Below are 23,972 nucleotides of genomic sequence, written 5' to 3'. Positions count from 1 at the left end.
CGATGTCTCAGTCCATGGTTCCCAGCGCCTGGCTCGCACAGTGGCCACTACAACCCGAGGAGCGCCTCTACGCAGTGTTGGGCAGCGCCAGCGAAGCCAGGCCGCTTAATGCATGGCAAACCCTGGCACCGAGGAAATTGCCGCATTCGATATGGGCCGGTACGGCTTACGCCGAATGGGTCGACGTCATGCCTTATGTGGGCATTGTTGAGCCGGGCAGTGCCTTCCTTGATTGGGTCGCCAGCGCCGAGGCAACGGACTGGGGTTGGCTCGCGGTCTCGTCCAGCCCGCCGGAGACGGTGGCTGCGCACCTGCAAGGCCTGACCAAAGTGTTGTTGCCGGATGAGCAGGCGGTGTTTTTGCGTTTTTGGGATGGCGCTCAATGGCTGCCCATTTTGCAGAAGCTGGGCGACGAGGCCGGACGCGTGTTGCCGGTGTTTCAGCGTTACCTGATCAATGGCCAGCCGCTGGCCGTCAGCACCGGCCCGGCCACGGCGGCCAAGGCCAGCCCATGGTGGCAAGTGCCTGCGTCGCTGCTTGCACACTTGGCCGAGCACTCGCCGCAGGTGCTGATCGGCAACCTGCTGCAATGGCTCGAAGAACAGCGCCCGGACCTCTACACCGCGTTCAGGCCTGCGACCTTGCGGCACAAGGTCGCCTACTTTTCGCGCAGGCCCGACGTCAGCCCTCAAGCGCTGGCGGATTATCTGGCTTCAGAGTTGAGTTGAAGCCAGGGCCTGCTGCAGGTCCTCGATCAGGTCTTCAATCGCCTCGATGCCGACCGACAGGCGAATCATCTCCGGCTTCACGCCGGCCTTGGCCTGTTCCTGCTCGTTCATCTGCCGGTGAGTGGTGGACGCGGGGTGGCAGGCCAGGGATTTGGCATCGCCAATATTCACCAACCGCTTGAAGATTTGCAGCGCATCGTAGAAACGCACGCCCGCGTCATAGCCGCCCTTCAAGCCGAATGACAGGATCGCCGAGGGTTTGCCCTGCATGTATTTCTGCGCCAAGGCGTGGTGCGGGTGGTCCGGCAGCCCGGCGTAGCTGACCCACTCCACCTCGGCGTGGCCTTGCAGGAATTGCGCAACCTTCAGCGCGTTTTCGGTATGGCGCTCCATGCGCAAGGCCAGGGTTTCCAGGCCTTGCAGCAACAGGAACGCATTCATCGGCGCCAGCGCAGCCCCGGTGTTGCGCAACGGCACGGTGCGGGCGCGGGCAATGAAGGCGGCGGGGCCGAACTTTTCCGTGTAGACCACCCCGTGGTAGGCCGGCTCCGGTTGGTTGAGGCCGGGGAATTTTTCCGGGTATTGGGTCCAGGGGAAGCTGCCGCTGTCGACGATCACACCGCCCAGGGAGTTGCCATGGCCGCCCACGTATTTGGTGACCGAGTGCACCACGATGTCGGCGCCGAACTGAATCGGCTTGCACAGGATCGGCGTGGCCACGGTGTTATCCACCATCAGCGGTACGCCGCGCGCATGGGCGACATCGGCCAGGGCTTCAATGTCGATAATATTGCCTGCCGGGTTGCCGATGCTTTCGCAGTAGACCAGCTTGGTGTTGTCGTCGATCAGTTCGGCGATGGCCTGGGCAGAGTCGTCGCGGGCGAAGCGCACGTCGACGCCAAAGCTTGGCAGCAGGTGGGCGAACAAGGTGTAGGTGCCGCCGTAAAGCTGGGGCGTGGTGACGATATTGTCGCCCGCACGGGTGAGGGTCTGGATTGCATAGTGAATCGCCGCGCTACCGGCCGACACGGCCAGGGCGGCGATACCGCCTTCAAGGGCGGCAATGCGCTGCTCCAGCACGTCGTTGGTGGGGTTCATGATGCGTGTGTAGATGTTGCCGGGCACGTCCAGATTGAACAGGTCGGCGCCATGCTGGGCATTATCGAACTCGAAGGCGACGTTCTGGTAGATCGGCACGGCGACGGCCTTGGTGGTCGGGTCCGACTTGAAGCCGTGGTGCAATGCAATGGTGGCGTCTTTCATGATGCGGGTTGACCTCCTTGGATTCCAGGGTTGCCCCCAAGCAATGTGGGGGCTGGCTTGCCTGCGATGCCAGCACCGCGGTGTATGGGTAATACCGCGGTGATGCCATCGCAGGCAAGCCAGCTCCCACAGCAGCCATAGATTGTTTTCGGCAGTGCGCCTGCCTTTGCGACATAAGCACCGCCCGGCACGCAGCCCTGCACCTTTGCCGCCGTAGAAGGTAAACTTCGCCCCCTGCGCAGGAGCAACCATGAATTATCGTCACGCCTTTCACGCCGGCAACCACGCCGATGTCTTCAAACACCTGACCTTGACCCGCCTCATCGCCCTGATGTCGCGCAAGGAGCAGCCGTTCGCCTACCTCGACACCCACGCCGGGATTGGCCTGTACGACTTGCAGGGCGACCAGGCCAACCGCACCGGCGAATACCTGGAAGGCATTGCGCGCCTGTGGGGCGAAAGCGACCTGCCGCCACTCACCGCCGACTACATGCGTGTGCTGCACGAGATGAACCCGGACGGCCAGCTGCGCTACTACCCAGGCTCGCCGGAGCTGGCGCGCCGCCTCACGCGGCCCCAGGACCGTGTATTGCTTAATGAGAAGCACCCGGAAGACGGCGTGCTGCTCAAGGACAACATGAAAGGCGATCGCCGGGTCAAAGTGCACTTGGGCGAAGGCTGGCATGTGCCACGTGCTTTGCTGCCAGTGCCGGAAAAACGCGCGTTGATGCTGATCGATCCCCCGTTTGAACAACTTGATGAGATGCAGCGCTGCGCGGCGTCCCTCAAGGAAGCGGTCAGCCGCATGCGCCAGACCGTCGCGGCGATCTGGTACCCGGTGAAGGACCAGCGCATGCTGCGGCGTTTCTATCAGGACCTGGCCGGCACCGGCGCGCCGAAGCTGCTGCGTGTGGAATTGCTGGTGCATCCGTTGGACACGCCCAACACCCTGACCGGCTCGGGCCTGGCGATTGCCAACCCGCCGTGGGGGCTGGAGGAGGAGCTTCGTGAGCTGCTGCCGTGGCTGTCCAAGAAACTTGGTCAGACCCAGGGTGGGTGGCAGATGGATTGGCTCATCGCTGAGTAATGAGTCGCCTGTCGGAACGCTATCGCGGGCAAGCCCGCTCCCACATTTGGAATGCATTCCAAGGTGGGAGCGGGCTTGCCCGCGATGCTTTTGGCGTCAGATAGGGCAGGTCACGCCGGTACCGCCGATGCCGCAATAGCCTTGCGGATTCTTCGCCAGGTACTGCTGGTGGTACGCCTCGGCGAAATACACCGTCGGGGCTTGTTCGATTTCAGTCGTGATCACACCCAGGCCCGCCTTGTTCAATTCAGCCTGATAGGCATCGGCGCTGGCCTTGGCCGCTTCCAGATGCTCAGGTTTCACCGCGTAGATCACCGAGCGGTATTGGGTGCCGATGTCGTTGCCCTGGCGCATGCCCTGGGTGGGGTTGTGCAACTCCCAGAACATTTTCAGCAGTTCTTCATAGCTGATCTTGTCCTGGTCAAACACAACCAGTACCACCTCGCTGTGGCCGGTCAGGCCCGAGCAGACTTCTTCGTAGGTCGGGTTCGGCGTGTAGCCACCGGCGTAACCGACCACGGTGCTGACCACGCCGTCGCGCTGCCAGAACCGCCGTTCGGCACCCCAGAAGCAACCGAGGCCGAAGATCGCAAACTCTACGTTGTCGACAAAGGGGCCAAGCAGCGGGTTGCCGTTGACGAAGTGGGTTTCGGGCAGGTTCATCGGCGTTTCACGGCCAGGCAAAGCTTGTTCTTGAGTCGGCAGCACGTTTTTGTTCACCAGAATTTCCGAGCGCAAGACCATGATCAGTCCTCTCAGTCAGATTGAGTTATGTATTAAGACAGACAGCCAGTGTGCCCGAGTGTTACAGCGCTGTCAGGCGATTGGCCCGCGCGGATAGCGTTTAAGCTTTTCCAACAGCTCTGCGCCGGGGATCGGCCGGTCGAACAGGTAGCCCTGGCCCACATCGCAGCGATGGCGGCGCAGGAACGCCAGCTGTTCGGCCGTCTCGATGCCCTCGGCCACTACCTTGAGCTTGAGGTTATGGGCCATGGCGATGACCGCCGAGGTGATCTCCATGTCGTCCTGGTTGTCCGGGATTTCGTGGATAAAGCTGCGATCGATCTTGATGATGTCGATGGGGAATTTTTTCAGGTAGCTCAGCGACGAGTAGCCGGTGCCGAAGTCGTCCATGGCCAGGGTCAGGCCGAAGCTCTTGAGCTGGTCGAGTTGAAGGCGCGTGTCTTCGGTGGCTTCGAGCAGCAAGCCTTCGGTCAACTCCAGCTCCAGCAGGTTGGCCGGCAGTTGTTCTTCCTTGAGGATGGTGGCGATCGACGCCACCAGGTCCGGGTCGGAGAACTGCTTGGGCGACAGGTTGATCGCCACCTGCAGATTGCCCATGCCGCCTGCGCTCAACTGCTTGCTCATGCGGCAGGCCTGGCGCGCGATCCATTTGCCGATGGGGATGATCAACCCGGTTTCTTCGGCCACGCTGATGAACTGGTCCGGGCGGATCATGCCCTTTTCCGGGTGATTCCAGCGCAGCAGCGCTTCCATGCCCAGCAAGCGGCCGCTGCGCAGGCACAGTTTGGGCTGGTAGAACACGTCCAGCTCGTTTTGGGTCAGGGCGCGGCGCAGGTTGTTTTCCACGAACAGCTTGTAACTGGCCTCGGCGTTCAGGGCCTCGGTGAAGACCTGCACCTGATGTTTGCCGTTGGCCTTGGCCTTGTGCAGGGCCAAACCGGCGTTACGCATCAGGGTCTGTGGGTCGCGGCCGTGCAGCGGTGCACAGGCCAGGCCCACGGAGCCGGTGACGCTGATCAACTGGTTGTCGACAAACATCGGCTTGTCGAGGGTGGTCAGCAATTGGCTGGCCACCTGTTGGCCGGTCTCAAGGTCGGTATCGTCCAGCAACACCGCAAACTCGTTACTGGCAAAACGCGCCAGGCTGCCACCGGCACTCAGGCTGTTGCGCAGGCGCCGGGCCAGGCTGATCAGCAGTTTGTCACCGGTCTGGTGACCGAGGCTGTCGTTGATGCGCTTGAAGTTGTCGATGTCCACCAGCAGCAGGCTGATCGGGCTGTCGCTGTCGCGGGCGAAGCGTTCATCAAGGTTGCGAATAAACGCCGGGCGGTTGCCCAGGTTGGTCAGGTTATCGGTGTAGGCCAGGCGCTCGATACGCTGCTGCGCGAGCTTGGTCTGGGTGATGTCTTCGTAGATGCCGATGTAGTGGGTCAACTCACGGTTGTCGCCATACACCTTGGAGATCGACAGCTGGCCCCAATAGGGTTCCAGGTTTTTGCGCCGGCTCTTGAATTCACCCTGCCAGCTGTTGCTCTTGGCCAGGCTCGACGGCGCGTCGAACAGCAGTTCGCTGAGGTTTTCCAGGGCCGGCAACTGTGCCAGGCGGTGGCCGTGGACTTCTTCGGCACTGTACTGGGTGATCGCGGTAAAGCTTGGGTTGACGTACTCCACCACGCCGTCGCAATTGACCAGCAGAAAGGCGTTGGCGCTTTGTTCCACCGCGCGCTGGAACAGGTGCAAGGCGCTGGTGGCGGTGCGGCGGTTGTGGTTATTGATCACTTGCGCGAACTGGTCCGCCAGCTCGCCGGCAAAGGCGATCTCATCCGACTGCCAGGCACGCGAGCTGCCACTTTGCTCCAGGCACAACACACCGACGACCTGACCATCTACGCGGATGCTGGCGTCGAGCATGGCGTGGACGTCCTTGGCGCGCAGGCTCTCGGCCATTTCCCGGGTGCGCGGGTCACGCATCGCGTGGGTGGCGTCGATGGCACGGCTCGAATGCAGGGCTTCCAGGTAATCCGGGAAGTTGCTGGCGTCAATCGCTTCGGGCAAGTGGTGCTGCTGGTCTTCGCGGTGGTAGGCCGAGATCGGCACCAGGCGCTGGCCTTCGAGGTTCCAGATGCTGGCGCAGTCGATCTGGTAGATATCGCAGGCACTGCGGGTGATCAGCTCGGCGGCTTCTTGCAGCGAATTCGGCGTGGTGTAGCGCTGGCGCGCCAGCAGCAGGATCAGCTCCTGTTGGGCGCGTACCCGTTCAAGGTGCTGCAGCTGTTCCTGCTGGGCACGCTGGTTGAGTTCCAGGGCAATCTGCAGGCGGCTGTTCTGGTTTTCCAGGTCGGCGGTCGGGGCGGCGGTGGGGATTTCGCTGAACAGGCCGTCGACCACCATCAGGTAGCCGCGCAACAGGTGGCGATTGTGTTGTTTATACGCCTCGCCCATCTCCAGCAGGCTCAATGGCCCATCGTTGGTGTGCAGGGTGTAGCGCACCAGGTAATGCGGGCTATGGGCCAACTGCTGCTGGATGGTGTCGTGCAGTTGATAGCGCGCCTGGGGTTCCATCAGGCTGGCGTAGGGGGTGCCGATCAAGGCGCACAGTTCCACCGCCGGCAGGCCGAATTGGCGCTCGCAATTGGGGTCCAGGTACAGCAGCGCCCAGCTTGCCTCATTAAGCCGCTCGAAACGCAGCATACCGAGGCGCGAAGGCACCGGTAATTGCGTCACTACCTCGGCCGCCATACGGGCGACATCGGGTTGGCTTTTCATGGGGGAAACTCGCTTGGGAAGATGCGCACGGCGCCGGGCTCACGCCCTCTTTACTGTCACCTGCGGCAAGGTTGCATCATGCAGCACGCACTGACAAGAGAGGATGAAGGCTAAGTGCTATAACCCTGTTATCGGCCGCGTGGGGGATTTCTGCAATCGGGGTGATGGAAGGTGTACAAACCTGTTTTGCGTGTTCAACAGACACCCAAAAAAAGCCCCGCCAAGTGGCGGGGTTGAGGTACGAGCGTGGCGCTCGGAAATCGGTAGTGCCAGGCCTCCCCGGTGACAGGGAGGCCCGTTTGAGGCTTATAGCAAGATGGTGCGGATGTCGTTGAGCAGTTGGCTCAGACGCTGCGTGAAGCGGGCAGCAGCAGCGCCGTTGATCACACGGTGATCGTAGGACAACGACAGCGGCAGCATCAGCTTCGGCTGGAACGCTTTACCGTCCCACACAGGCTGGATAGTGGCCTTGGACACACCCAGGATCGCCACTTCCGGCGCGTTGACGATTGGCGTGAAGCCAGTACCGCCAATGTGACCGAGGCTGGAGATCGTGAAGCAAGCGCCTTGCATGTCATCGGCGGTGAGCTTCTTGTCGCGGGCCTTGGCAGCCAGCGCAGCAGCTTCAGCGGCGAGTTGCAGCAGGCTCTTCTGATCAACGTTCTTGATCACAGGAACCAGCAGGCCGTCCGGGGTATCCACGGCGAAACCTACGTTCACGTACTTCTTGCGAATGATCGCCTTGCCGCTTGGTGCCAGCGAACTGTTGAAGTCCGGCAGCTCCTTGAGCAGGTGCGCGCACGCCTTGAGCAACAGTGGCAGCACGGTCAGTTTCACACCGGCTTTTTCGGCCACGGCTTTCTGCGCAACGCGGAACGCTTCCAGGTCGGTGATATCGGCCTGGTCGAACTGAGTCACGTGCGGGATGTTCAGCCAGCTGCGGTGCAGGCTCGACGCGCCGATTTGCATCAGGCGGGTCATCGGCACTTCTTCGGTTTCGCCGAAGCGGCTGAAGTCCACGACCGGGATCGGTGGAATGCCCGAGCCGCCCGTAGCAGCGCCGGCAGCCGGAGCTTCCTTGGCTTTCTGCATCATGGCTTTGACGTACACCTGCACGTCTTCTTTGAGCACACGACCGTGCGGGCCGGTGGCCGACACAGCGTTGAGCTCAACGCCGAACTCACGGGCCAGCTGACGCACGGCAGGGCCGGCGTGAACCTTGGCACCGCTTGGCGCAGGTGCAGGCGCAGCCGCCGGAGCCGGTGCGGCCTCGGCTTTTGCAGCAGGTGCAGGAGCGGCAGCCGCCGGAGCAGCTTCAGCCTTGGCAGCCGGAGCAGCAGCCGGTGCTGGCGCAGCTGCAGCAGGTGCAGCGCCTTGTACTTTGAGCTTGAGGATGAAGTCGCCAGTGCCGACTTCGTCTTCCAGCTTGACCGCGATGCTTTCCACTACGCCGGCAGCCGGCGATGGGATTTCCATGGAGGCCTTGTCGGACTCCAGGGTGATCAGTGACTGGTCGGCTTCGACGGTGTCGCCGACCTTGACCAGCAGCTCGATGATCTTGGCCTTGCCCGACGAGCCGATGTCCGGAACATGAATATCCTGAACAGTGGCAGCGGCCGGAGCAGCAGCCGGGGCCGCAGGGGCCTCGGCAGCAGCAGGTTTTTCAGCGGCAGGTGCGGGTGCAGCAGCGGCAGCCGGGGCTGGCGCAGGGGCCGCATCAGCGGCGCCTTCGATTTCCAGTTCCAGCAGTTCGTCGCCTTCTTTCAGGCGGTCGCCCAGCTTCACTTTCAGGCTCTTGACCACGCCGGCCTTGGGAGCAGGGATTTCCATGCTCGCCTTGTCCGACTCCAGGGTCAGGATGCTCTGGTCGGCTTCGACGGTGTCGCCGACCTTCACAAACAGCTCGATTACTTCACCTTCACCGCTGCCGATGTCAGGTACGCGAATGAGTTCGCTCACAAAAAATCTCCTCAGCAGTCCAGTGGGTTGCGTTTTTCCGGGTTGATCCCGAACTTGACGATAGCGTCAGCCACCACCTTAGGTTCGATCTCACCACGGTCAGCCAAGGCTTCCAGGGCTGCCAACACCACGAAGTGACGGTCAACTTCGAAGAAGTGACGCAGCTTTTTGCGGCTGTCACTGCGGCCGAAACCGTCGGTGCCCAGGACTTTGAATTCCTTGGACGGGACCCACTGGCGAATCTGTTCAGCAAACAGCTTCATGTAGTCGGTAGAGGCAATGACTGGACCTTTACGGCCGGCCAGGCACTCTTCGACGTAGCTCTTGGCTGGTTTCTGACCTGGGTGCAGGCGGTTGTTGCGCTCGACTGCCAGGCCGTCGCGACGCAGTTCGTTGAAGCTGGTAACGCTCCACACGTCAGCGCCGACGTTGAACTCTTCACGCAGGATCTTCGCCGCTTCACGCACTTCACGCAGGATGGTGCCGGAGCCCATCAGCTGCACGTGGTGCGCCGCTTCCTTGGTGTCTTCTTCGAGCAGGTACATGCCCTTGATGATGCCTTCCTCAACACCAGCCGGCATGGCAGGTTGCTGGTAGGACTCGTTCATCACAGTGATGTAGTAGAAAACGTCCTGCTGCTCTTCGGTCATCTTCTTCATGCCGTCCTGGATGATCACCGCCAGCTCATAGCCGTAGGTTGGATCAAAGGTGCGGCAGTTCGGGATGGTGGCAGCCAGGATGTGGCTGTGACCGTCTTCGTGTTGCAGGCCTTCGCCGTTCAGCGTGGTCCGGCCGGCGGTGCCGCCGATCAGGAAGCCACGGGTACGGCTGTCGCCTGCTGCCCACGCCAGGTCGCCGATACGTTGGAAGCCGAACATCGAGTAGAAGATGTAGAACGGCAGCATCGGCTGGTTGTGGCTGGAGTACGAAGTACCGGCAGCGATGAAGGAGCTCATGGCGCCCGCTTCGTTGATGCCTTCTTCGAGGATCTGGCCCTTCTTGTCTTCCTTGTAGAACATCACCTGGTCTTTATCGACTGGCTCGTAGAGCTGGCCGACGGAGGAGTAGATGCCCAACTGACGGAACATGCCTTCCATACCGAAGGTACGGGCTTCGTCCGGGATGATCGGGACGATACGCGAACCGATTTCCTTGTCCTTGACCAGCTGCGCCAGGATGCGCACGAAAGCCATGGTGGTGGAGATTTCACGGTCGCCCGAGCCGTCCAGGATAGCCTTGAGGGTATCGAGTGGCGGAGTCGGGATGTCGAAAGACTTGGCGCGGCGCTGTGGCACGAAACCGCCCAGTGCAGTGCGACGCTCGCTGAGGTAGCGGGCTTCGGCGCTGTTTGGCTCCGGCTTGAAGAACGGCAGGTTTTCCAGCTCTTCATCCTTGACCGGGATGTCGAAGCGATCGCGGAACAGCTTCAGGCTTTCAACATCAACTTTCTTGGTGTTGTGCGCAGTGTTCTTCGCTTCGCCGGCACCGGTGCCATAACCTTTGATGGTCTTGGCCAGGATGACGGTAGGTTGTTCTTTGTGGTTGACCGCTTCGTGGTACGCCGCGTAGACCTTGTACGGGTCGTGGCCGCCACGGTTGAGTTTCCAGATTTCGTCGTCGGACAGGTCTGCAACCATTGCCTTGAGTTCAGGCGTGTTGAAGAAGTGTTCACGTACGAACGCGCCGTCTTTGGCTTTGTAGTTCTGGTACTCGCCGTCGATGACTTCGTCCATGCGACGTTGCAGGATACCGTCGACGTCCTTGGCCAGCAGTGGGTCCCAGAAACGGCCCCAGATGACTTTGGTCACGTTCCACTGAGCACCGCGGAACACGCCTTCGAGTTCCTGGATGATCTTGCCGTTGCCGCGAACCGGGCCGTCGAGGCGCTGCAGGTTGCAGTTGATGACGAAGATCAGGTTGTCGAGCTTCTCGCGGCCAGCCAGGGAGATAGCGCCCAGGGATTCCGGCTCGTCACACTCGCCGTCGCCCAGGAAGCACCAGACTTTCTGCTTGCCTTCAGGGATGAAGCCACGGGCTTCCAGGTACTTCATGAAGCGTGCCTGGTAGATCGCCTGGATCGGGCCAAGGCCCATGGATACTGTCGGGAACTGCCAGAAATCAGGCATCAGCCAAGGGTGCGGGTACGACGACAGGCCGTTACCGTCCACTTCCTGGCGGAAGTTGTTCATGTGTTCTTCGGTGATGCGGCCTTCCATGAACGCACGGGCATAGACGCCTGGCGAGGTGTGGCCCTGGAAGTAGATCAGGTCGCCGCCGTGTTCGTCGGTCGGGGCCTGGAAGAAGTAGTTGAAGCCGATGTCATACAGGGTTGCGCTGGAAGCGAAGCTGGAGATGTGACCGCCCAGGTCAGAATCTTTCAAGTTCGTGCGCATTACCATCGCCATGGCGTTCCAACGTACCAGCGAGCGAATGCGGCGTTCCATGAATAGGTCGCCAGGCATGCGTGCTTCGTGGGTAACGGGGATGGTGTTGCGGTATGGCGTGGTGATGGCGTAAGGCAATTGCGAGCCGCTGCGGGTCGCGAGTTCGCCCATACGGGTCATCAAATAATGAGCACGGTCTTCGCCTTCTTTGTCGAGAACCGATTCCAGGGCGTCCAGCCATTCCTGGGTTTCGACGGGATCGAGGTCTTGCATGGCTTGCTCCAGGGCGGAAAGGCTACCAGAATCGGTTGCCTGAAGTTTGCGACTGGCCTTGTGGGCAGACGACATAAATTCTTGGATGGCCGAAGGTTGCTTCGGCGTCCTGTAGTTTTACTACAAATCGTCGGCCATTTCAGCCTTTCGAATGTATATACGAGTAGTAAAACTACACAAGACTGAGCGTATGGCTCGGTCTGGCTGGTGAGCATAATCGTTATTGTTGATCATTTGCGAACAAGAAAAGGTGAAAGTTTGATGCTGGCTGCCAAGATGAAATTAATTTCAGCTATTTCTAACCTTTGTTCGACAGTCCTTCACCAAGCGTGGTTCTTGCCTTCACAACCACATGCCTTTCGCGCGCCGATCAAGGATAGACCATGAGCCTTCCAACGCTGGCCGAACTGCCGGCCATTCTCTTGCCTTTTGCCCAGCGGGCCGAGCAGTCATTTCGTGACGCAGTGGCCGCGCTGGACGCCGATCATGGACTTTCTGCGTGGACGCCGCAACGGTGGGCCGACTTTGCCCGGGTGTGCGCCGCCAGTGATTTCGTCATTGAACAGAGTGTTCGTGACCCTTTGATGTTGCTTGAACTGGTGGCCTGGGGCGAGCTGGACCGCGGCTTTGCGCCCGGTGAGCTGTGCAGTCAGATCGCCGGTGCCGTGCAACAGGCCGAAACAGAAGATGAGTTGGGCCGGGTGCTGCGCCGCCAACGCACGCGTCAGCAAGTGCGCATTATCTGGCGCGACCTGACCCGACAGGCGGACCTGGTGCAAACCTGTCGCGACCTTTCCGACATGGCCGACGCCAGCATCGACCAGGCTTACCAGTGGCTGTACCAGCGCCACTGCGTACAGTTCGGCACGCCCACTGGCCGGCGCAGCGGCGAAGCCCAGCACATGGTCATCCTCGGCATGGGCAAGCTCGGCGCGGTGGAGTTGAACCTGTCATCGGACATCGACCTGATCTTCGCCTACCCCGAAGGCGGCGAGACGGTGGGCGTGAAGCGCGCGCTGGACAACCAGGAGTTTTTCATTCGACTTGGTCAAAAACTGATCAAGTCGCTCGACCCCATGACGGTCGATGGTTTTGTGTTCCGTGTCGACATGCGCCTGCGGCCCTATGGTTCAGCCGGTGCGTTGGTGCTCAGCTTCAATGCGCTGGAGCAGTACTACCAGGATCAGGGCCGCGACTGGGAACGCTACGCCATGATCAAGGCGCGCGTGGTGGCCGGCGACCAGGTGGCCGGCGCGCAATTGCTGGATATGCTGCGCCCGTTCGTTTACCGCCGTTACCTGGATTTTTCTGCGATTGAAGCATTGCGCACCATGAAACAGCTGATCCAGCAGGAAGTGCGGCGCAAGGGCATGGCCGAGAATATCAAGCTGGGCTCGGGCGGCATCCGCGAGGTGGAATTTATCGCCCAGGCGTTCCAGTTGATCCACGGTGGCCGCGACCTGAGCCTGCAGCAGCGGCCGTTGCTCATGGTGCTCGGCACGCTGGAAGGCCAGGGCTACTTGCCGCCTGCGGTGATCGCCGAACTGCGCAATGGCTATGAATTCCTGCGCTATACCGAGCACGCGATCCAGGCGATTGCCGACCGTCAGACGCAAATGCTGCCGGACAGCCCCGAAGATCAGGCGCGCATTGCCTTTATGCTGGGCTTTGTCGACTGGGCCGCGTTCCATGAGCGCCTGATGTATTGGCGTGGCCGGGTGGACTGGCACTTCCGTCAGGTGATTGCTGATCCTGACGAAGAAGAAGGCGAAGAAAGCGAGCTGGTGGTGGGCGGGGAGTGGTTACCGTTGTGGGAAGAGACCCAGGACGAAGACGCCGCTTGTCGCCAACTGGCCGAGGGTGGTTTTACTGACGCGTCCAAAGCCCTCAAAGCCCTGGCTGGCCTGCGTGGCAGCCCGCAGTTGCGCGCCATGCAGCGCCTCGGTCGCGAGCGGCTCGACGCCTTTATCCCGCGCCTGCTGGCCCAGGCCGTCGAGCACGCCAACCCGGATCTGGTGCTCGAGCGCGTGCTGCCGCTGGTGGAGGCTGTGGCGCGACGTTCTGCTTACCTGGTGCTGCTGACCGAAAACCCCGACGCCCTGCGCCGCTTGTTGACGCTGTGCGCCGCCAGCCCGTGGATTGCCGAGCAAATCACGCGCTTCCCGCTGCTGCTCGATGAGTTGCTCAACGAAGGCCGCCTGTTCAAGCCACCTTTGGCGCCGGAGCTCGCCGCTGAGCTGCGTGAGCGCCTCACACGCATCCCCGAAGATGACCTTGAACAACAGATGGAGGCCTTGCGTCACTTCAAACTGGCCCACCGCCTGCGTGTAGCCGCTTCGGAAATCGCCGGTAGCCTGCCGTTGATGAAGGTCAGCGACTATTTGACCTGGCTCGCCGAAGCCATCCTCGAACAAGTGCTGGCCCTGGCCTGGCGCCAGACGGTCGCCCGTCATGGCTCACCGCAGCGCGTGGACGGCAGCCTGTGCGACCCGGGGTTCATCATTGTGGGTTACGGGAAAGTCGGCGGCATCGAGCTGGGGCATGGCTCGGACCTTGATCTGGTGTTCATCCACGACGGTGATCCCCAGGCCGAGACCGATGGCGCCAAACCCATCGACGGCGCGCAGTTCTTTACGCGTCTGGGCCAGCGGATCATTCACCTGCTCACCACCCAGACCAACTCCGGCCAATTGTATGAAGTGGACATGCGCCTGCGACCTTCCGGCGCCTCCGGTTTGCTGGTCAGCTCGCTTGGGGCGTTTGAGCGCTACCAGGAAAATGAAGCCTGGACTTGGGAACATCAGGCCCTGATCCGCGCGCGGGTATTGGTGGGCAGTCAGGATGTCGGCCATGCGTTTGAACAGGTACGCGCTAACGTGCTGGGGCGTGAACGTGACTTGGCGAAGCTGCGCCAGGAGGTCAGCGAGATGCGCGCCAAGATGCGCGATAACCTGGGCACCAAGGCGACGGCTGCCGGGACGGGGGCGAACGCCTTCGAGCCGACGACCGTGTTCGACCTCAAGCAAGACGCCGGTGGTATCGTCGATATTGAATTTATGGTGCAATACGCGGCTTTGGCGTGGTCTGCGCAACATCCATCGTTGCTGCGCTATACCGACAATATCCGCATTCTGGAAGGCCTGGAGCAGGTCGGGCTGATGCCCGCTGCCGATGCCCATCTGCTGCGGGAGGTGTATAAGGCCTACCGTTCCGCCGCGCACCGCCAGGCCTTGCAAAACGAGGCCGGCACGGTAGCCGGGGATCAGTTCGCCGACGAACGGCGCCAGGTGAAGCGAATCTGGAATGAACTGGGGTTAAGCTGAAACTCGATTAAATGTGGGATGCCAATCTAATGTGGACACACAGCTTTGTGTGGGAGCCGGGCTTGCCCGCGATGCAGACGCCTCGGTTTATCAGTGATACCGAGTTGATGCCTTCGCAGGCAAGCCAGCTCCCACATAAGCCAGCTCTGACACAAAGTGGCTACCGTGACCTACAGTAAATAACGATGCGGGGAGGCATAAGCCTCCCCGCATCGTTTGTGGAAACTACATGAATATTCTGATCGTTGGGCCTAGTTGGGTCGGTGACATGGTGATGGCGCAGACACTGTTCCAGTGCCTCAAGCAACGTCATCCCGACTGCCAAATCGACGTGCTCGCCCCTGAGTGGAGCCGGCCGATCCTCGAGCGCATGCCCGAAGTGCGCACGGCCTTGAGCTTCCCGCTCGGCCATGGCGCCCTTGAATTGGCGACGCGCCGACGCATCGGTAAATCCATGGTCGGCCAGTACGACCAGGCGATTTTGCTGCCCAACTCGCTCAAGTCGGCGTTGGTGCCGTACTTTGCCGGCATCCCCAAGCGTACCGGCTGGCGCGGCGAGTTTCGCTACGTGTTGCTTAATGACGTGCGCACCCTCGACAAGGCGCGCTACCCGCTGATGATCGAACGTTTCATGGCGCTGGCCTACGAGCCCGGCGCCGAGTTGCCCACGCCGTACCCGCGCCCGAGCCTGCAGATCGATCCGGTGAGCCGTGACGCGGCGCTGGCCAAGTTCGGCCTGGCGCTTGACCGTCCAGTGCTGGCGCTGTGCCCCGGCGCCGAGTTTGGCGAGTCCAAGCGCTGGCCGTCGGAGCATTACGCCAAAGTCGCCGAGATGAAGATTCGCGAAGGCTGGCAGGTGTGGCTGTTTGGTTCGAAGAAGGATCACCCGGTCGGCGAAGACATTCGCCAGCGCCTGATCCCCGGCCTGCGTGAAGAAGCGGTGAACCTCAGTGGCGACACGTCGCTGGCCGAGGCTATCGATTTACTCTCCTGCGCCGATTCGGTGGTGTCCAACGACTCCGGCCTGATGCACGTGGCGGCCGCGCTGAACCGCCCCTTGGTGGCGGTGTATGGCTCGACGTCGCCCGGTTTTACCCCGCCTTTGGCCGACAAGGTTGAGGTGGTGCGCCTGGGCCTGGATTGCAGCCCGTGCTTTGAGCGTACCTGCCGTTTTGGCCATTACAACTGCATGCGTCAGTTGCTGCCGCAGCCAGTGAATGAAGCCTTGCAGCGGTTGCAGGGTTCCGCGGTCGAGGTTCGCTAGTTTGCGCGTATTGGTAGTCAAGACCTCATCCTTGGGCGATGTGATCCACGCCTTGCCGGCACTGACCGACGCGGCGCGGGCGATCCCTGGCATCCGCTTTGACTGGGTGGTGGAAGAAGGCTTTGCCGAGATTCCCACCTGGCACCCAGCCGTGGACAAAGTGATCCCGGTGGCGATTCGTCGCTGGCGCAAGAACATCTGGCAAACCATCAAGAGCGGTGAATGGCGGCGCTTCAAGCAGAGCGTGCAGTCGACCAAATACGATTTGGTGATCGATGCCCAAGGGCTGCTCAAAAGCGCCTGGCTGACGCGCTATGTACGCGCGCCGGTGGCCGGTTTTGATAAGAATTCTGCCCGTGAACCGATGGCTGCGCGTTTCTACTCGCGCCGGCTAGCCGTGGCCCGTGGGCAGCATGCGGTAGAACGCTTGCGCCAGCTGTTCGCCGTGGCGTTGGGTTATGACTTGCCCAAAGGCCTGGGCGATTACGGCCTGAGCGTCGACAAGTTGCTCGGCCTGCCGCCGAAAAAACCCTTTGTACTGCTGCTGCATGGCACCACCTGGGACACCAAGCACTGGCCCGAAGCCTACTGGCGTGAGCTGGCCGAACGCATGGGCCGCCTGGGTGTGGACGTGAAATTGCCATGGGGCAATGCCGCCGAAAAGGCCCGCGCCGAGCGTCTGGCCCAAGGCCTGCAAAACGCCGAAGTGCTGCCCAAACTCAACCTGGCCGGCGTCGCCCGTGTGCTGGCCGGTGCCCGCGCCTGTGTGGCGGTGGACACGGGGCTGGGCCACTTGGCCGCCGCGCTGGACGTGCCGACTATCTCCCTGTTCGGCCCCACCAACCCGGGCCTGACGGGCGCCTACGGCAAAGGCCAGATTCACCTGGCCAGCGATTTCCCATGCGCACCGTGCCTGCAAAAAACCTGTACCTATCAACCGACGGCCGACGACCTGCGTCGGTTCGACATCACGCGCGAGTCGCCCCTGTGCTTCACGCGCTTGAACCCTGAGCGTGTGGCAAACCGACTGAGCACGTTGTTATTGGCTGAGGAGCTGCACTGATGCAACTGGCTTTTGTTTTGTACAAATATTTCCCCTTCGGTGGCCTGCAGCGCGACTTCATGCGCATCGCCCTGGAGTGCCAGCAGCGCGGCCATACGATTCGGGTCTACACGCTGATCTGGGAAGGCGAGATTCCGCCCGGCTTTGAAGTGCTGGTGGCGCCGGTCAAGGCGTTCTTCAACCATCGGCGCAACGAGAAACTGTTGGCCTGGATGGAAGCTGACCTGGCCAAGCGCCCGGTGGACCGTTTGATCGGTTTTAACAAAATGCCCGGCCTGGACGTGTACTACGCCGCCGACGGCTGCTTTGAAGACAAGGCGCAAAACCTGCGTCACTCGCTGTACAAAAGCTTTGGCCGTTACAAGCACTTTGCCGAGTACGAACGTGCGGTGTTCGCCAAAGACGCCAAGACCGAAGTGTTGATGATCTCCGAAGTGCAGCAACCGCTGTTCATCAAGCATTACGACACGCCGCTGGAGCGCTTCCACCTGCTGCCGCCGGGCATTGCCCAGGACCGCCGCGCGCCGCCAAATGCGGCCGAAATCCGCGAAGGTTTCCGCAAGGAGTTCAACCTGCGCGACGACGAGTTGCTGCTGGTACAAATCGGTTCCGGCTTCAAGACCAAGGGCGTCGACCGCAGCCTCAAGGCCGTGGCCGCGCTACCGACCGAGCTTAAAAAACGTACGCGCCTGTTTGTAATCGGCCAGGACGACCCCAAAGTATTCCAGTTGCAGAGCGCCACATTGGGGCTGGGCGATAACGTGCAGTTCCTCAAGGGCCGCAGCGATATCCCGCGTTTCCTGCTGGGCGCCGACCTGTTGATTCACCCGGCGTACAACGAAAATACCGGTACCGTGTTGCTCGAAGCCCTGGTGGCCGGGTTGCCGGTGCTGGTCTCGGCGGTGTGTGGGTATGCCCACTACATTGGCGAAGCCGACAGCGGGCTGGTGCTGGATGAGCCGTTTGAACAAGCGCAGCTCAACCAGTACCTCACGCAGATGCTTACCGACACTGCACAGCGCGCGGCCTGGGGCCGTAATGGTTTGGCCTTCGCCGAGACGGCCGACCTCTACAGCATGCCGCAGCACGCGGCAGATGTGATTCTGGCGGAGCCGAAACGATGAAGTTGATTCTTGCCGAACCGTTCAAGACCTTATGGGCCGGGCGTGACGCCTTTGCCGAAGTCGAGAAACTGCAAGGCCAGGTATTTCGTGAACTGGCGGCGCGTCGCACCTTGCGTACCGAGGTGGAGGGCCGCCCGTATTTCGTGAAAATCCACCGTGGCATCGGTTGGGGCGAGATCTTCAAGAACCTGATCACCGCCAAGCTGCCGGTGCTGGGTGCCGGCCTGGAATGGTCGGCCATCCACCGCTTGCAGGAACTGGGTGTGCCGACCATGACCGGCGTGGCCTTCGGTGAAAAAGGCAGCAACCCGGCCGACCAGCACTCGTTCATCATCACCGAAGAACTGGCCCCGACCATCAGCCTGGAAGACCTGACCGTCAACTGGGTGGCCGAGCCGCCGGCACCGGCATTGCGCCATGCGCTCACCGCTGAACTGGCGCGCATGGTCGGCGACATGCACCGTGGCGGCGTCAATCACCGCGACTGCTACCTGTGCCACTTCCTGCTGGATACGTCCCGGCCGATCGATGCGCGCACCATCAAGCTTTCAGTGATCGACCTGCACCGTGCCCAATTGCGTGCCCATCTGCCGCTGCGCTGGCGCGACAAGGACTTGTCCGCGCTGTACTACTCGGCGCTGGACATCGGCCTGACTCAGCGCGACAAACTGCGCTTTCTCAAAGGCTACTTCCGACAGCCGCTGCGCCAGATCCTGGCCGAGCAGTCGGCGTCCCTGAGCCTGTTGCAGCGCAAGGCAGACAAGCTGTATGCGCGCAAGCAACGCCTGGGGGATGCGATCTGATGGCGGGTTGGAACCTGGAACCTGCTTACGCCGCCCTGGCGGATGATTTCGGCAGCCTGGAGGCGGTGTTTGCCTTGCAGGGTGAGCGACTGACGCGCGACCCCTTGTCGGAAGTGATTCGGGTGGAGCGTGGCGGGGTCAATTACTACGTCAAACGCTACGTAGGCGCCGGCAAAGGCCTGCGCCGTTACCTGGGAAAACCTCGGGTAAAGTCCGAATGGCAGAACCTCAAGCGCTTCGCCAAGTGGGGGATTCCCACCGCCGACGTGGTGGCCTGGGGCCTTGAGCGCAAGGGTTTGGCCTATGCGCGCGGGGCGATGATTACCCGCGAGCTGCCCAAGACCGAAGACCTGTCGGTGCTGGCCGATCGTAACGATCCGTGCTTGAAAGACCCCCAGTGGGTCAACGTGATCAGCCGTCAGCTCGCCGAATACACGCGCACGATGCACGAACACCGCTTTACCCATAACGACTTGAAGTGGCGCAACCTGCTGGTTGACGATAACCGTACGCTGTACCTGATCGATTGCCCCAACGGCGATTTCTGGCGCGGTTTCTGGCTCAAGTACCGTATTACCAAGGACCTGGCCTGCCTGGATAAAGTCGCCAAGTATCACTTGTCGGCCACCCAGCGCCTGCGTTTCTACATGCAATACCGCCAACGTAAGCACCTGACGGCTTCGGACAAACAGCGAATCCGTCACGTGGTGAAGTTTTTCGAGGGGCGCGAATGACTGATTTCCTGGCGGCCGATGATCGCGCATTGCTTGCGCGCCACGGCCTGGCTGACTTCGATGCGCTGTGGGCCAGGCAACTGGACGCGGTGGATGAACCCAATACCAGCGACGGCGGCTGGAGCAGCGTGTTTCGCCTGGAGCTTGATGGCCAGGGTTACTACCTCAAGCGCCAGAGCAACTACCTGACGCGCACGCTCAGCAAGCCGTTTGGCGAGCCGACGTTTGCCCGCGAGTTCCGTAATATCAGCCGCTACCGGAAGCTGGGCATTCCGGCGTTGCAGGCGGCGTTTTTCGGTGAGCGCAAGGTTGAAGGCGAGCGCCGCGCGATGTTGCTGACCCGAGCCCTGGATGGCTGGAATGACCTGGATTCACTGCTCGAACAATGGCCGCAGCTGAGTGACGACCAGCACCGTGCGATCTTGCTGGCCTGTGGTCAGCTGGCGCGCCACCTGCACAGCGTAGGGCAAGTGCATGGCTGTTTTTACCCCAAGCATATTTTCCTGCAACCGCTCGGAGACGGTTATGCCGCGCAGTTGATCGACCTGGAGAAAACCCGCCCGCTGCTGTTCGGCCGGCGTGATCGGATCAAGGACCTGGAGCCGTTGCTGCGCCGCGCGCCGCAGTGGTCGGATGCGCAAGTGCGGCAACTGCTGGCGGCGTATCTGGACCATCCTGAAGACAGTGCGCTGGTGGGCGCCTGGTTCGAGCGCCTGACGGCCCGGCGCAGCCACAAGGAGAAGCGCTGATGCGCTTGTCCGAACTGAAAAAAGCCGGCCGCACGCCCGAGCTGCCGCTGACCCTCGAGCTGGCCGACGCCGCAGGCCCTGGCCAGCTGCAACTGCTTAACCTGTTGCGCGTGTTGCCGGGCGAACGCTACGTGGGCGCCGCCGTCTGGCGCGGCCGTCCGGTGTTGGCCAAGTTGCTGGTAGGCAGCAAGGCCGCGCGGCATTTTCAGCGTGAACTCAGCGGCGTGCGCCTGCTGGCCGAGCAAGGCCTGACCACGCCACAATTGCTGGCCGATGGCTTGCAGGAAGGCGAGGGCGGCTGGCTGCTGTTTGAATTTATCGAAGGTGCCGAAAGCCTCGCCGATGCCTGGCAGGCGGTCGAAGGGTTGCCACCATTGGCGGACGAGCAAACGGCTGTGCTCGCAGAGGCGTTGGGCGCAATTGCGCAGATGCACGCCAAAGGCCTGTGGCAAGAAGACCTGCACCTGGACAACCTGTTGCGCCAGGACGGCAAGCTGTACCTGATTGATGGCGCCGGGATTCGTGTTGAAGCGGCGGGCAAGCCGTTGTCGCGCAACCGGGTGCTGGAAAACCTTGGCGTGTTCTTCGCCCAGTTGCCGAAAAACCTCGAGCCGTTCACCGAAGAGTTGCTGGTGTACTACCTGCTGGGCAACGGCGAGCACGCCTTGCCGCTGCAAGCCCTGGAAAAACAGGTGCGCAAGGTCAGCGCCTGGCGCTTGAAAGACTTTTTGAACAAGGTCGGCCGTGAATGCACGCTGTTCAGCGTGGTGCGTGGCGCCTTTGCCTTGCGTGCGATTCGTCGTGAGGAAGAGGCGGCGATGCTGCCGGTGCTGGAGCAGGCCGACGCGCTGCTCGACCAAGGCCATTTGTACAAAACCGGTGGTGCGGCCACCGTCGCCAAGGTCGAAGCGGGCGGACGGCCACTGGTGATCAAGCGCTATAACATCAAGGGGTTTGCCCATTGGCTCAAGCGCTTCTGGCGCCCCAGCCGGGCCTGGCATTCGTGGCGTGAAGGCAACCGCCTGGCGTTCCTTGGCATCGCCACGCCCAAGCCGCTGGCGGTGTTGGAAAAACGCTTTTTGTGGCTGCGCAGCCGGGCTTACCTGGTGACTGAATACCTGCCGGGGCCGGACATCATCGAGCGTTTTGCGCCGTATGTTGAGAAAGGCGATGCGCCCGAGAATGAACTGCTGGCCCTGGACCACTTGTTCGCCGAGCTGATCCGCGAGCGCATCAGCCATGGTGATTTCAAGGGCCATAACCTGTTCTGGGCCGAGGATCGCTGGGCGTTGATCGACCTGGACGCCATGTGTCAGCACAGCTCGGTCGCAAGCTTCGCGCCGGCGTTCGCCAAGGACCGCGCGCGGTTTATGCGTAACTGGCCTGAGAGCAGTGCGCTGTACCAGCTTATAGATCAGCGTTTGCCCAAACAGGTGCAATGATCGTTCCCACGCTCAGCGTGGGAATGCCGCCCCGGACGCTCTGCGTCCCGCTCCTCAAGCCACGTGCAAGGTGACGCGGAGCGTCACGGGATGCATTCCCACGCGGAGCGTGGGAACGATCAGCCCGATACTCAGAACTGGTATTCAGCCCCGGCCCCCGCATACCACGACCTTCCCGGCGCCGCCTCGTAGTAACGGAAGTTGCCGTCCCCAACAATTACCGAACCGACATACTGGCGATCCAGCAAGTTATCCAGGCGCACCGTCTGGTGAAAGGTCCAGTGCTCCACCTTTTGTTCGAAGCGCGCCCGCCAGTTGAACACGCTGTAGCCCGGTGCGGCGCGTTGCTGGTTGGTGTCTTCGACGTAGACCTTGCTGCGGTACATGCCTTCGAGGGCGGTGCTGACCCAGTCGCGGGGTTTCCAGTTCAGCTCGGCGAAGAGCGTGGTTTGCGGTACGCCGGGCAGGTAGTTGCCTTTGTCCACAGGCTTGCCGCCGCCCATGAAATCGCTGTCATAGGTGGCTTGCAGGCGGGTATAGGCGAGGTTGGTGCTCCATTGTTCCGAGAGCTGGCTTTCGATGCCCAGTTCGAAGCCTCGGCGCAAGGTGCGGCCGGCGTTCTGGTAGGTAGTGCGGCCGTCCTTGGATGACAGCACCACCAGTTCGTCGTCAGTGGTGATTTGAAACAGGGCCGCGTTGACACGCGTGTCCTGGCCTATCTTTGCCTTCAAGCCGACTTCAAATTGTTTGCTGACTGACGGCTTCAAGGCGAAGTTGAAGCCATTTGAAGTGGTCGAATACGCCGACTCGGCCTGGGTCGGGGTTTCGAAGCCTTTGCCCGCGCTCACATAGCCATGCAGGTCCGGCGTGAAGGCGTACATCACGCTGACCGAAGGCGTGTTCTTCTGGTAGGTCTTGCTGCCACTGTCATTGCCGTCGCTTGTGAAGTGGTCGTCCACCTCCATTTTCATGCTGCTGTGGCGCAGGCCGGCTTGCAGGGTCCAGTCGCCCAGCAGCCAGTTGGCTTGCACGAACGGGTCGATGCTGGTGGCGGTGTCGAGTTCGTCACGGCCCAGGGCGCCTTTGACACCGTGCACGCCGTCCAGGGTGTTGGAATAACCTTGGCGGTCATCCTGGCTGCGGTCGTAATCGAGGCCGGTGATCAGGGTCAGCTCGCCGGGGGCGCTGGTGATCGGTTGCAGCCAATGCACCGAGCCGCCGTAGAATTTACGGTCGAAGTCCACCACGCCGCCGCGCTTGTCAGAGGCGGTGCCGCCTGGAATCGACAGGTACTGAATCACGCTCCTGCGGCCGGTGTACGCATTCACCTGCAACGTCGCATCGCCGATGTAGCGTTCGTAATTCAGGCCCAACTGCTGATGATCGATGCTTTTTCGCGTGTTGTACTGCAATGCAGCCGGCGCTACCGAGCGCGGATCGGCCTTGTAGGCTGCCCAGCTTTGCCCAAGCGGATCCTGCGTGCCGTTTTGCTCCAGGCTGCTATAGATCAGCGCCAACTTGCTGTCTTCGTCCGGCTGGAAGTTGAGCTTGGCGAAGGTCTGGTCACGACGGGCGCTGCTGTGGTCGCGGTAGCCATCGGTGTCCATGCGTGAAGCGTCGAGCACAAAACCTGCGCCGTTCGCCGCGCCTTCGGCGGTGAGGTGGTTTTTGCTCATGCCGTCGCTGCCCACCAGGGTTTCGGCGCCGATGCGTGGCGGGCCTTCGCCGTCGCGGGAAAACATCTGGATCACGCCGCCGGCATTGCTGCCATACAAGGTGGCGGCCGGGCCGCGCAGCACTTCAATGCGCTCGGCGGTGTCGAGGTTGAAGGTGGCCGCCTGGCCCTGGCCGTCCGGAGTGCTGGCCGGGATGCCGTCGGCGATCAACTTGAGGCCGCGTACGCCAAACGCCGAGCGCGCGCCGAAGCCGCGCGAGGAGATCTGCAGGTCCTGGGCATAGTTCTGGCGGTTTTGTACCACCAGGCCCGGTACGCGCGACAGCGCCTCGGAGGCGTTGATGCCGAGTTGGCCGTCGCTGATTTGCGCGTGGCTGATGCTGTCCACCGAGTACGGCAGGTCGAAAGTCGGGCTGGCGCTGCGCGAGCCGGTGACCACGCTGGGGTCGAGGACCAAAGTGGCATCGTCGGCCAGGACGGTGCTGCTCAAGCCGAGCAGCAGCAGGGCAAGGGGAACGGGTGGGGGTGTATTCATCGGGAAGCCGGATCAGTGGCGCGACGCAAGGGATAGACGTCGGCGCAAGAAAAGCG

At 61.7% G+C, this 23,972-nt stretch carries 16 protein-coding genes; 10 read left to right on the top strand and 6 right to left on the bottom strand.

The window, feature by feature from the left end; genetic code table 11:
• The first annotated feature begins 2 nt into the window (after positions 1 to 2).
• Positions 3 to 728 (top strand): DUF4123 domain-containing protein, encoded by a 726-nt coding sequence (locus GIW48_RS08060; protein ID WP_236460426.1) that lies wholly within the window; start codon positions 3 to 5, stop codon positions 726 to 728.
• On the opposite strand, the gene GIW48_RS08055 is transcribed toward GIW48_RS08060, so the two are convergent.
• On the bottom strand, positions 714 to 1,991 hold the full coding sequence (locus GIW48_RS08055) for an O-acetylhomoserine aminocarboxypropyltransferase/cysteine synthase family protein (protein WP_176991743.1): 1,278 nt from the start codon (positions 1,989 to 1,991) through the stop codon (positions 714 to 716). The genes GIW48_RS08060 and GIW48_RS08055 overlap by 15 nt on opposite strands.
• 250 nt (positions 1,992 to 2,241) lie before the next feature.
• On the opposite strand from GIW48_RS08055, the gene GIW48_RS08050 reads away from it, so the two are divergent.
• Positions 2,242 to 3,078, top strand: coding sequence for a 23S rRNA (adenine(2030)-N(6))-methyltransferase RlmJ (locus tag GIW48_RS08050; RefSeq protein WP_017138523.1), 837 nt, complete (start codon positions 2,242 to 2,244; stop codon positions 3,076 to 3,078).
• Between the two features lie 96 nt (positions 3,079 to 3,174).
• Here the strand turns inward: GIW48_RS08050 and msrA are convergent, their stop codons facing one another.
• The 4 genes from msrA to aceE all read right to left on the bottom strand — a co-directional run bounded on the left by msrA (position 3,175) and on the right by aceE (position 11,204).
• On the bottom strand, positions 3,175 to 3,822 hold the full coding sequence (msrA, locus tag GIW48_RS08045; RefSeq protein WP_017138522.1) for a peptide-methionine (S)-S-oxide reductase MsrA: 648 nt from the start codon (positions 3,820 to 3,822) through the stop codon (positions 3,175 to 3,177).
• Between the two features lie 72 nt (positions 3,823 to 3,894).
• On the bottom strand, positions 3,895 to 6,588 hold the full coding sequence (locus GIW48_RS08040; protein ID WP_017138521.1) for a putative bifunctional diguanylate cyclase/phosphodiesterase: 2,694 nt from the start codon (positions 6,586 to 6,588) through the stop codon (positions 3,895 to 3,897).
• 306 nt (positions 6,589 to 6,894) lie between these two features.
• Positions 6,895 to 8,547 (bottom strand): dihydrolipoyllysine-residue acetyltransferase, encoded by a 1,653-nt coding sequence (gene aceF / locus GIW48_RS08035; RefSeq protein ID WP_236460425.1) that lies wholly within the window; start codon positions 8,545 to 8,547, stop codon positions 6,895 to 6,897.
• Between the two features lie 11 nt (positions 8,548 to 8,558).
• Complete coding sequence (aceE, locus tag GIW48_RS08030) at positions 8,559 to 11,204, bottom strand: pyruvate dehydrogenase (acetyl-transferring), homodimeric type (RefSeq protein WP_017138519.1); 2,646 nt, start codon at positions 11,202 to 11,204, stop codon at positions 8,559 to 8,561.
• A 383-nt stretch (positions 11,205 to 11,587) separates the two neighbouring features.
• On the opposite strand from aceE, the gene glnE reads away from it, so the two are divergent.
• The 8 genes from glnE to GIW48_RS07990 all read left to right on the top strand — a co-directional run bounded on the left by glnE (position 11,588) and on the right by GIW48_RS07990 (position 21,706).
• Positions 11,588 to 14,527: a bifunctional [glutamate--ammonia ligase]-adenylyl-L-tyrosine phosphorylase/[glutamate--ammonia-ligase] adenylyltransferase gene (glnE, locus tag GIW48_RS08025; protein WP_170039085.1), complete on the top strand. Its 2,940-nt coding sequence runs from the start codon at positions 11,588 to 11,590 to the stop codon at positions 14,525 to 14,527.
• A gap of 229 nt (positions 14,528 to 14,756) precedes the next feature.
• A complete protein-coding gene (gene waaF / locus GIW48_RS08020) occupies positions 14,757 to 15,791 on the top strand; it encodes a lipopolysaccharide heptosyltransferase II (protein WP_017138516.1) in 1,035 nt (344 codons plus the stop codon).
• 1 nt (position 15,792) lies between these two features.
• Positions 15,793 to 16,854 carry a lipopolysaccharide heptosyltransferase I gene (gene waaC / locus GIW48_RS08015; protein ID WP_017138515.1) on the top strand — a complete coding sequence of 354 codons (1,062 nt, stop codon included), beginning with the start codon at positions 15,793 to 15,795 and terminating at the stop codon, positions 16,852 to 16,854.
• A complete protein-coding gene (locus tag GIW48_RS08010; protein WP_186617928.1) occupies positions 16,854 to 17,978 on the top strand; it encodes a glycosyltransferase family 4 protein in 1,125 nt (374 codons plus the stop codon). The genes waaC and GIW48_RS08010 overlap by 1 nt, the downstream gene beginning before the upstream one ends.
• Positions 17,975 to 18,781 carry a lipopolysaccharide core heptose(I) kinase RfaP gene (rfaP, locus tag GIW48_RS08005; RefSeq protein WP_017138513.1) on the top strand — a complete coding sequence of 269 codons (807 nt, stop codon included), beginning with the start codon at positions 17,975 to 17,977 and terminating at the stop codon, positions 18,779 to 18,781. Before GIW48_RS08010 ends, rfaP begins: the two co-directional genes overlap by 4 nt.
• The gene (locus GIW48_RS08000; RefSeq protein ID WP_017138512.1) at positions 18,781 to 19,515 is read left to right on the top strand and encodes a lipopolysaccharide kinase InaA family protein; all 735 of its coding nucleotides are present in this window, start codon (positions 18,781 to 18,783) and stop codon (positions 19,513 to 19,515) included. The genes rfaP and GIW48_RS08000 overlap by 1 nt, the downstream gene beginning before the upstream one ends.
• Complete coding sequence (locus GIW48_RS07995; RefSeq protein WP_236460424.1) at positions 19,512 to 20,264, top strand: lipopolysaccharide kinase InaA family protein; 753 nt, start codon at positions 19,512 to 19,514, stop codon at positions 20,262 to 20,264. Before GIW48_RS08000 ends, GIW48_RS07995 begins: the two co-directional genes overlap by 4 nt.
• Entirely contained in the window at positions 20,264 to 21,706 is a 1,443-nt protein-coding gene (locus GIW48_RS07990) for a lipopolysaccharide kinase InaA family protein (protein WP_099548077.1), read from the top strand. Before GIW48_RS07995 ends, GIW48_RS07990 begins: the two co-directional genes overlap by 1 nt.
• Before the next feature lie 131 nt (positions 21,707 to 21,837).
• On the opposite strand, the gene GIW48_RS07985 is transcribed toward GIW48_RS07990, so the two are convergent.
• Complete coding sequence (locus GIW48_RS07985) at positions 21,838 to 23,916, bottom strand: TonB-dependent receptor family protein (RefSeq protein ID WP_138450278.1); 2,079 nt, start codon at positions 23,914 to 23,916, stop codon at positions 21,838 to 21,840.
• Positions 23,917 to 23,972 lie beyond the last annotated feature (56 nt).

This window comes from Pseudomonas sp. PA-6-3C, assembly GCF_021605825.1.
GTDB lineage: Bacteria > Pseudomonadota > Gammaproteobacteria > Pseudomonadales > Pseudomonadaceae > Aquipseudomonas > Aquipseudomonas edaphica.
This window is presented reverse-complemented; position numbering and strand designations above follow the sequence as displayed.

Bases quoted from the DNA above. Each gene is read 5' to 3' on its own strand.
- GIW48_RS08060 (WP_236460426.1), top strand. From the start codon at position 3: ATGTCTCAGTCCATGGTTCCCAGCGCCTGGCTCGCACAGTGGCCACTA.
- GIW48_RS08055 (WP_176991743.1), bottom strand. From the start codon at position 1,991: ATGAAAGACGCCACCATTGCATTGCACCACGGCTTCAAGTCGGACCCG.
- GIW48_RS08050 (WP_017138523.1), top strand. From the start codon at position 2,242: ATGAATTATCGTCACGCCTTTCACGCCGGCAACCACGCCGATGTCTTC.
- msrA (WP_017138522.1), bottom strand. From the start codon at position 3,822: ATGGTCTTGCGCTCGGAAATTCTGGTGAACAAAAACGTGCTGCCGACT.
- GIW48_RS08040 (WP_017138521.1), bottom strand. From the start codon at position 6,588: ATGAAAAGCCAACCCGATGTCGCCCGTATGGCGGCCGAGGTAGTGACG.
- aceE (WP_017138519.1), bottom strand. From the start codon at position 11,204: ATGCAAGACCTCGATCCCGTCGAAACCCAGGAATGGCTGGACGCCCTG.
- glnE (WP_170039085.1), top strand. From the start codon at position 11,588: ATGAGCCTTCCAACGCTGGCCGAACTGCCGGCCATTCTCTTGCCTTTT.
- waaF (WP_017138516.1), top strand. From the start codon at position 14,757: ATGAATATTCTGATCGTTGGGCCTAGTTGGGTCGGTGACATGGTGATG.
- GIW48_RS08010 (WP_186617928.1), top strand. From the start codon at position 16,854: ATGCAACTGGCTTTTGTTTTGTACAAATATTTCCCCTTCGGTGGCCTG.
- rfaP (WP_017138513.1), top strand. From the start codon at position 17,975: ATGAAGTTGATTCTTGCCGAACCGTTCAAGACCTTATGGGCCGGGCGT.
- GIW48_RS08000 (WP_017138512.1), top strand. From the start codon at position 18,781: ATGGCGGGTTGGAACCTGGAACCTGCTTACGCCGCCCTGGCGGATGAT.
- GIW48_RS07995 (WP_236460424.1), top strand. From the start codon at position 19,512: ATGACTGATTTCCTGGCGGCCGATGATCGCGCATTGCTTGCGCGCCAC.
- GIW48_RS07990 (WP_099548077.1), top strand. From the start codon at position 20,264: ATGCGCTTGTCCGAACTGAAAAAAGCCGGCCGCACGCCCGAGCTGCCG.
- GIW48_RS07985 (WP_138450278.1), bottom strand. From the start codon at position 23,916: ATGAATACACCCCCACCCGTTCCCCTTGCCCTGCTGCTGCTCGGCTTG.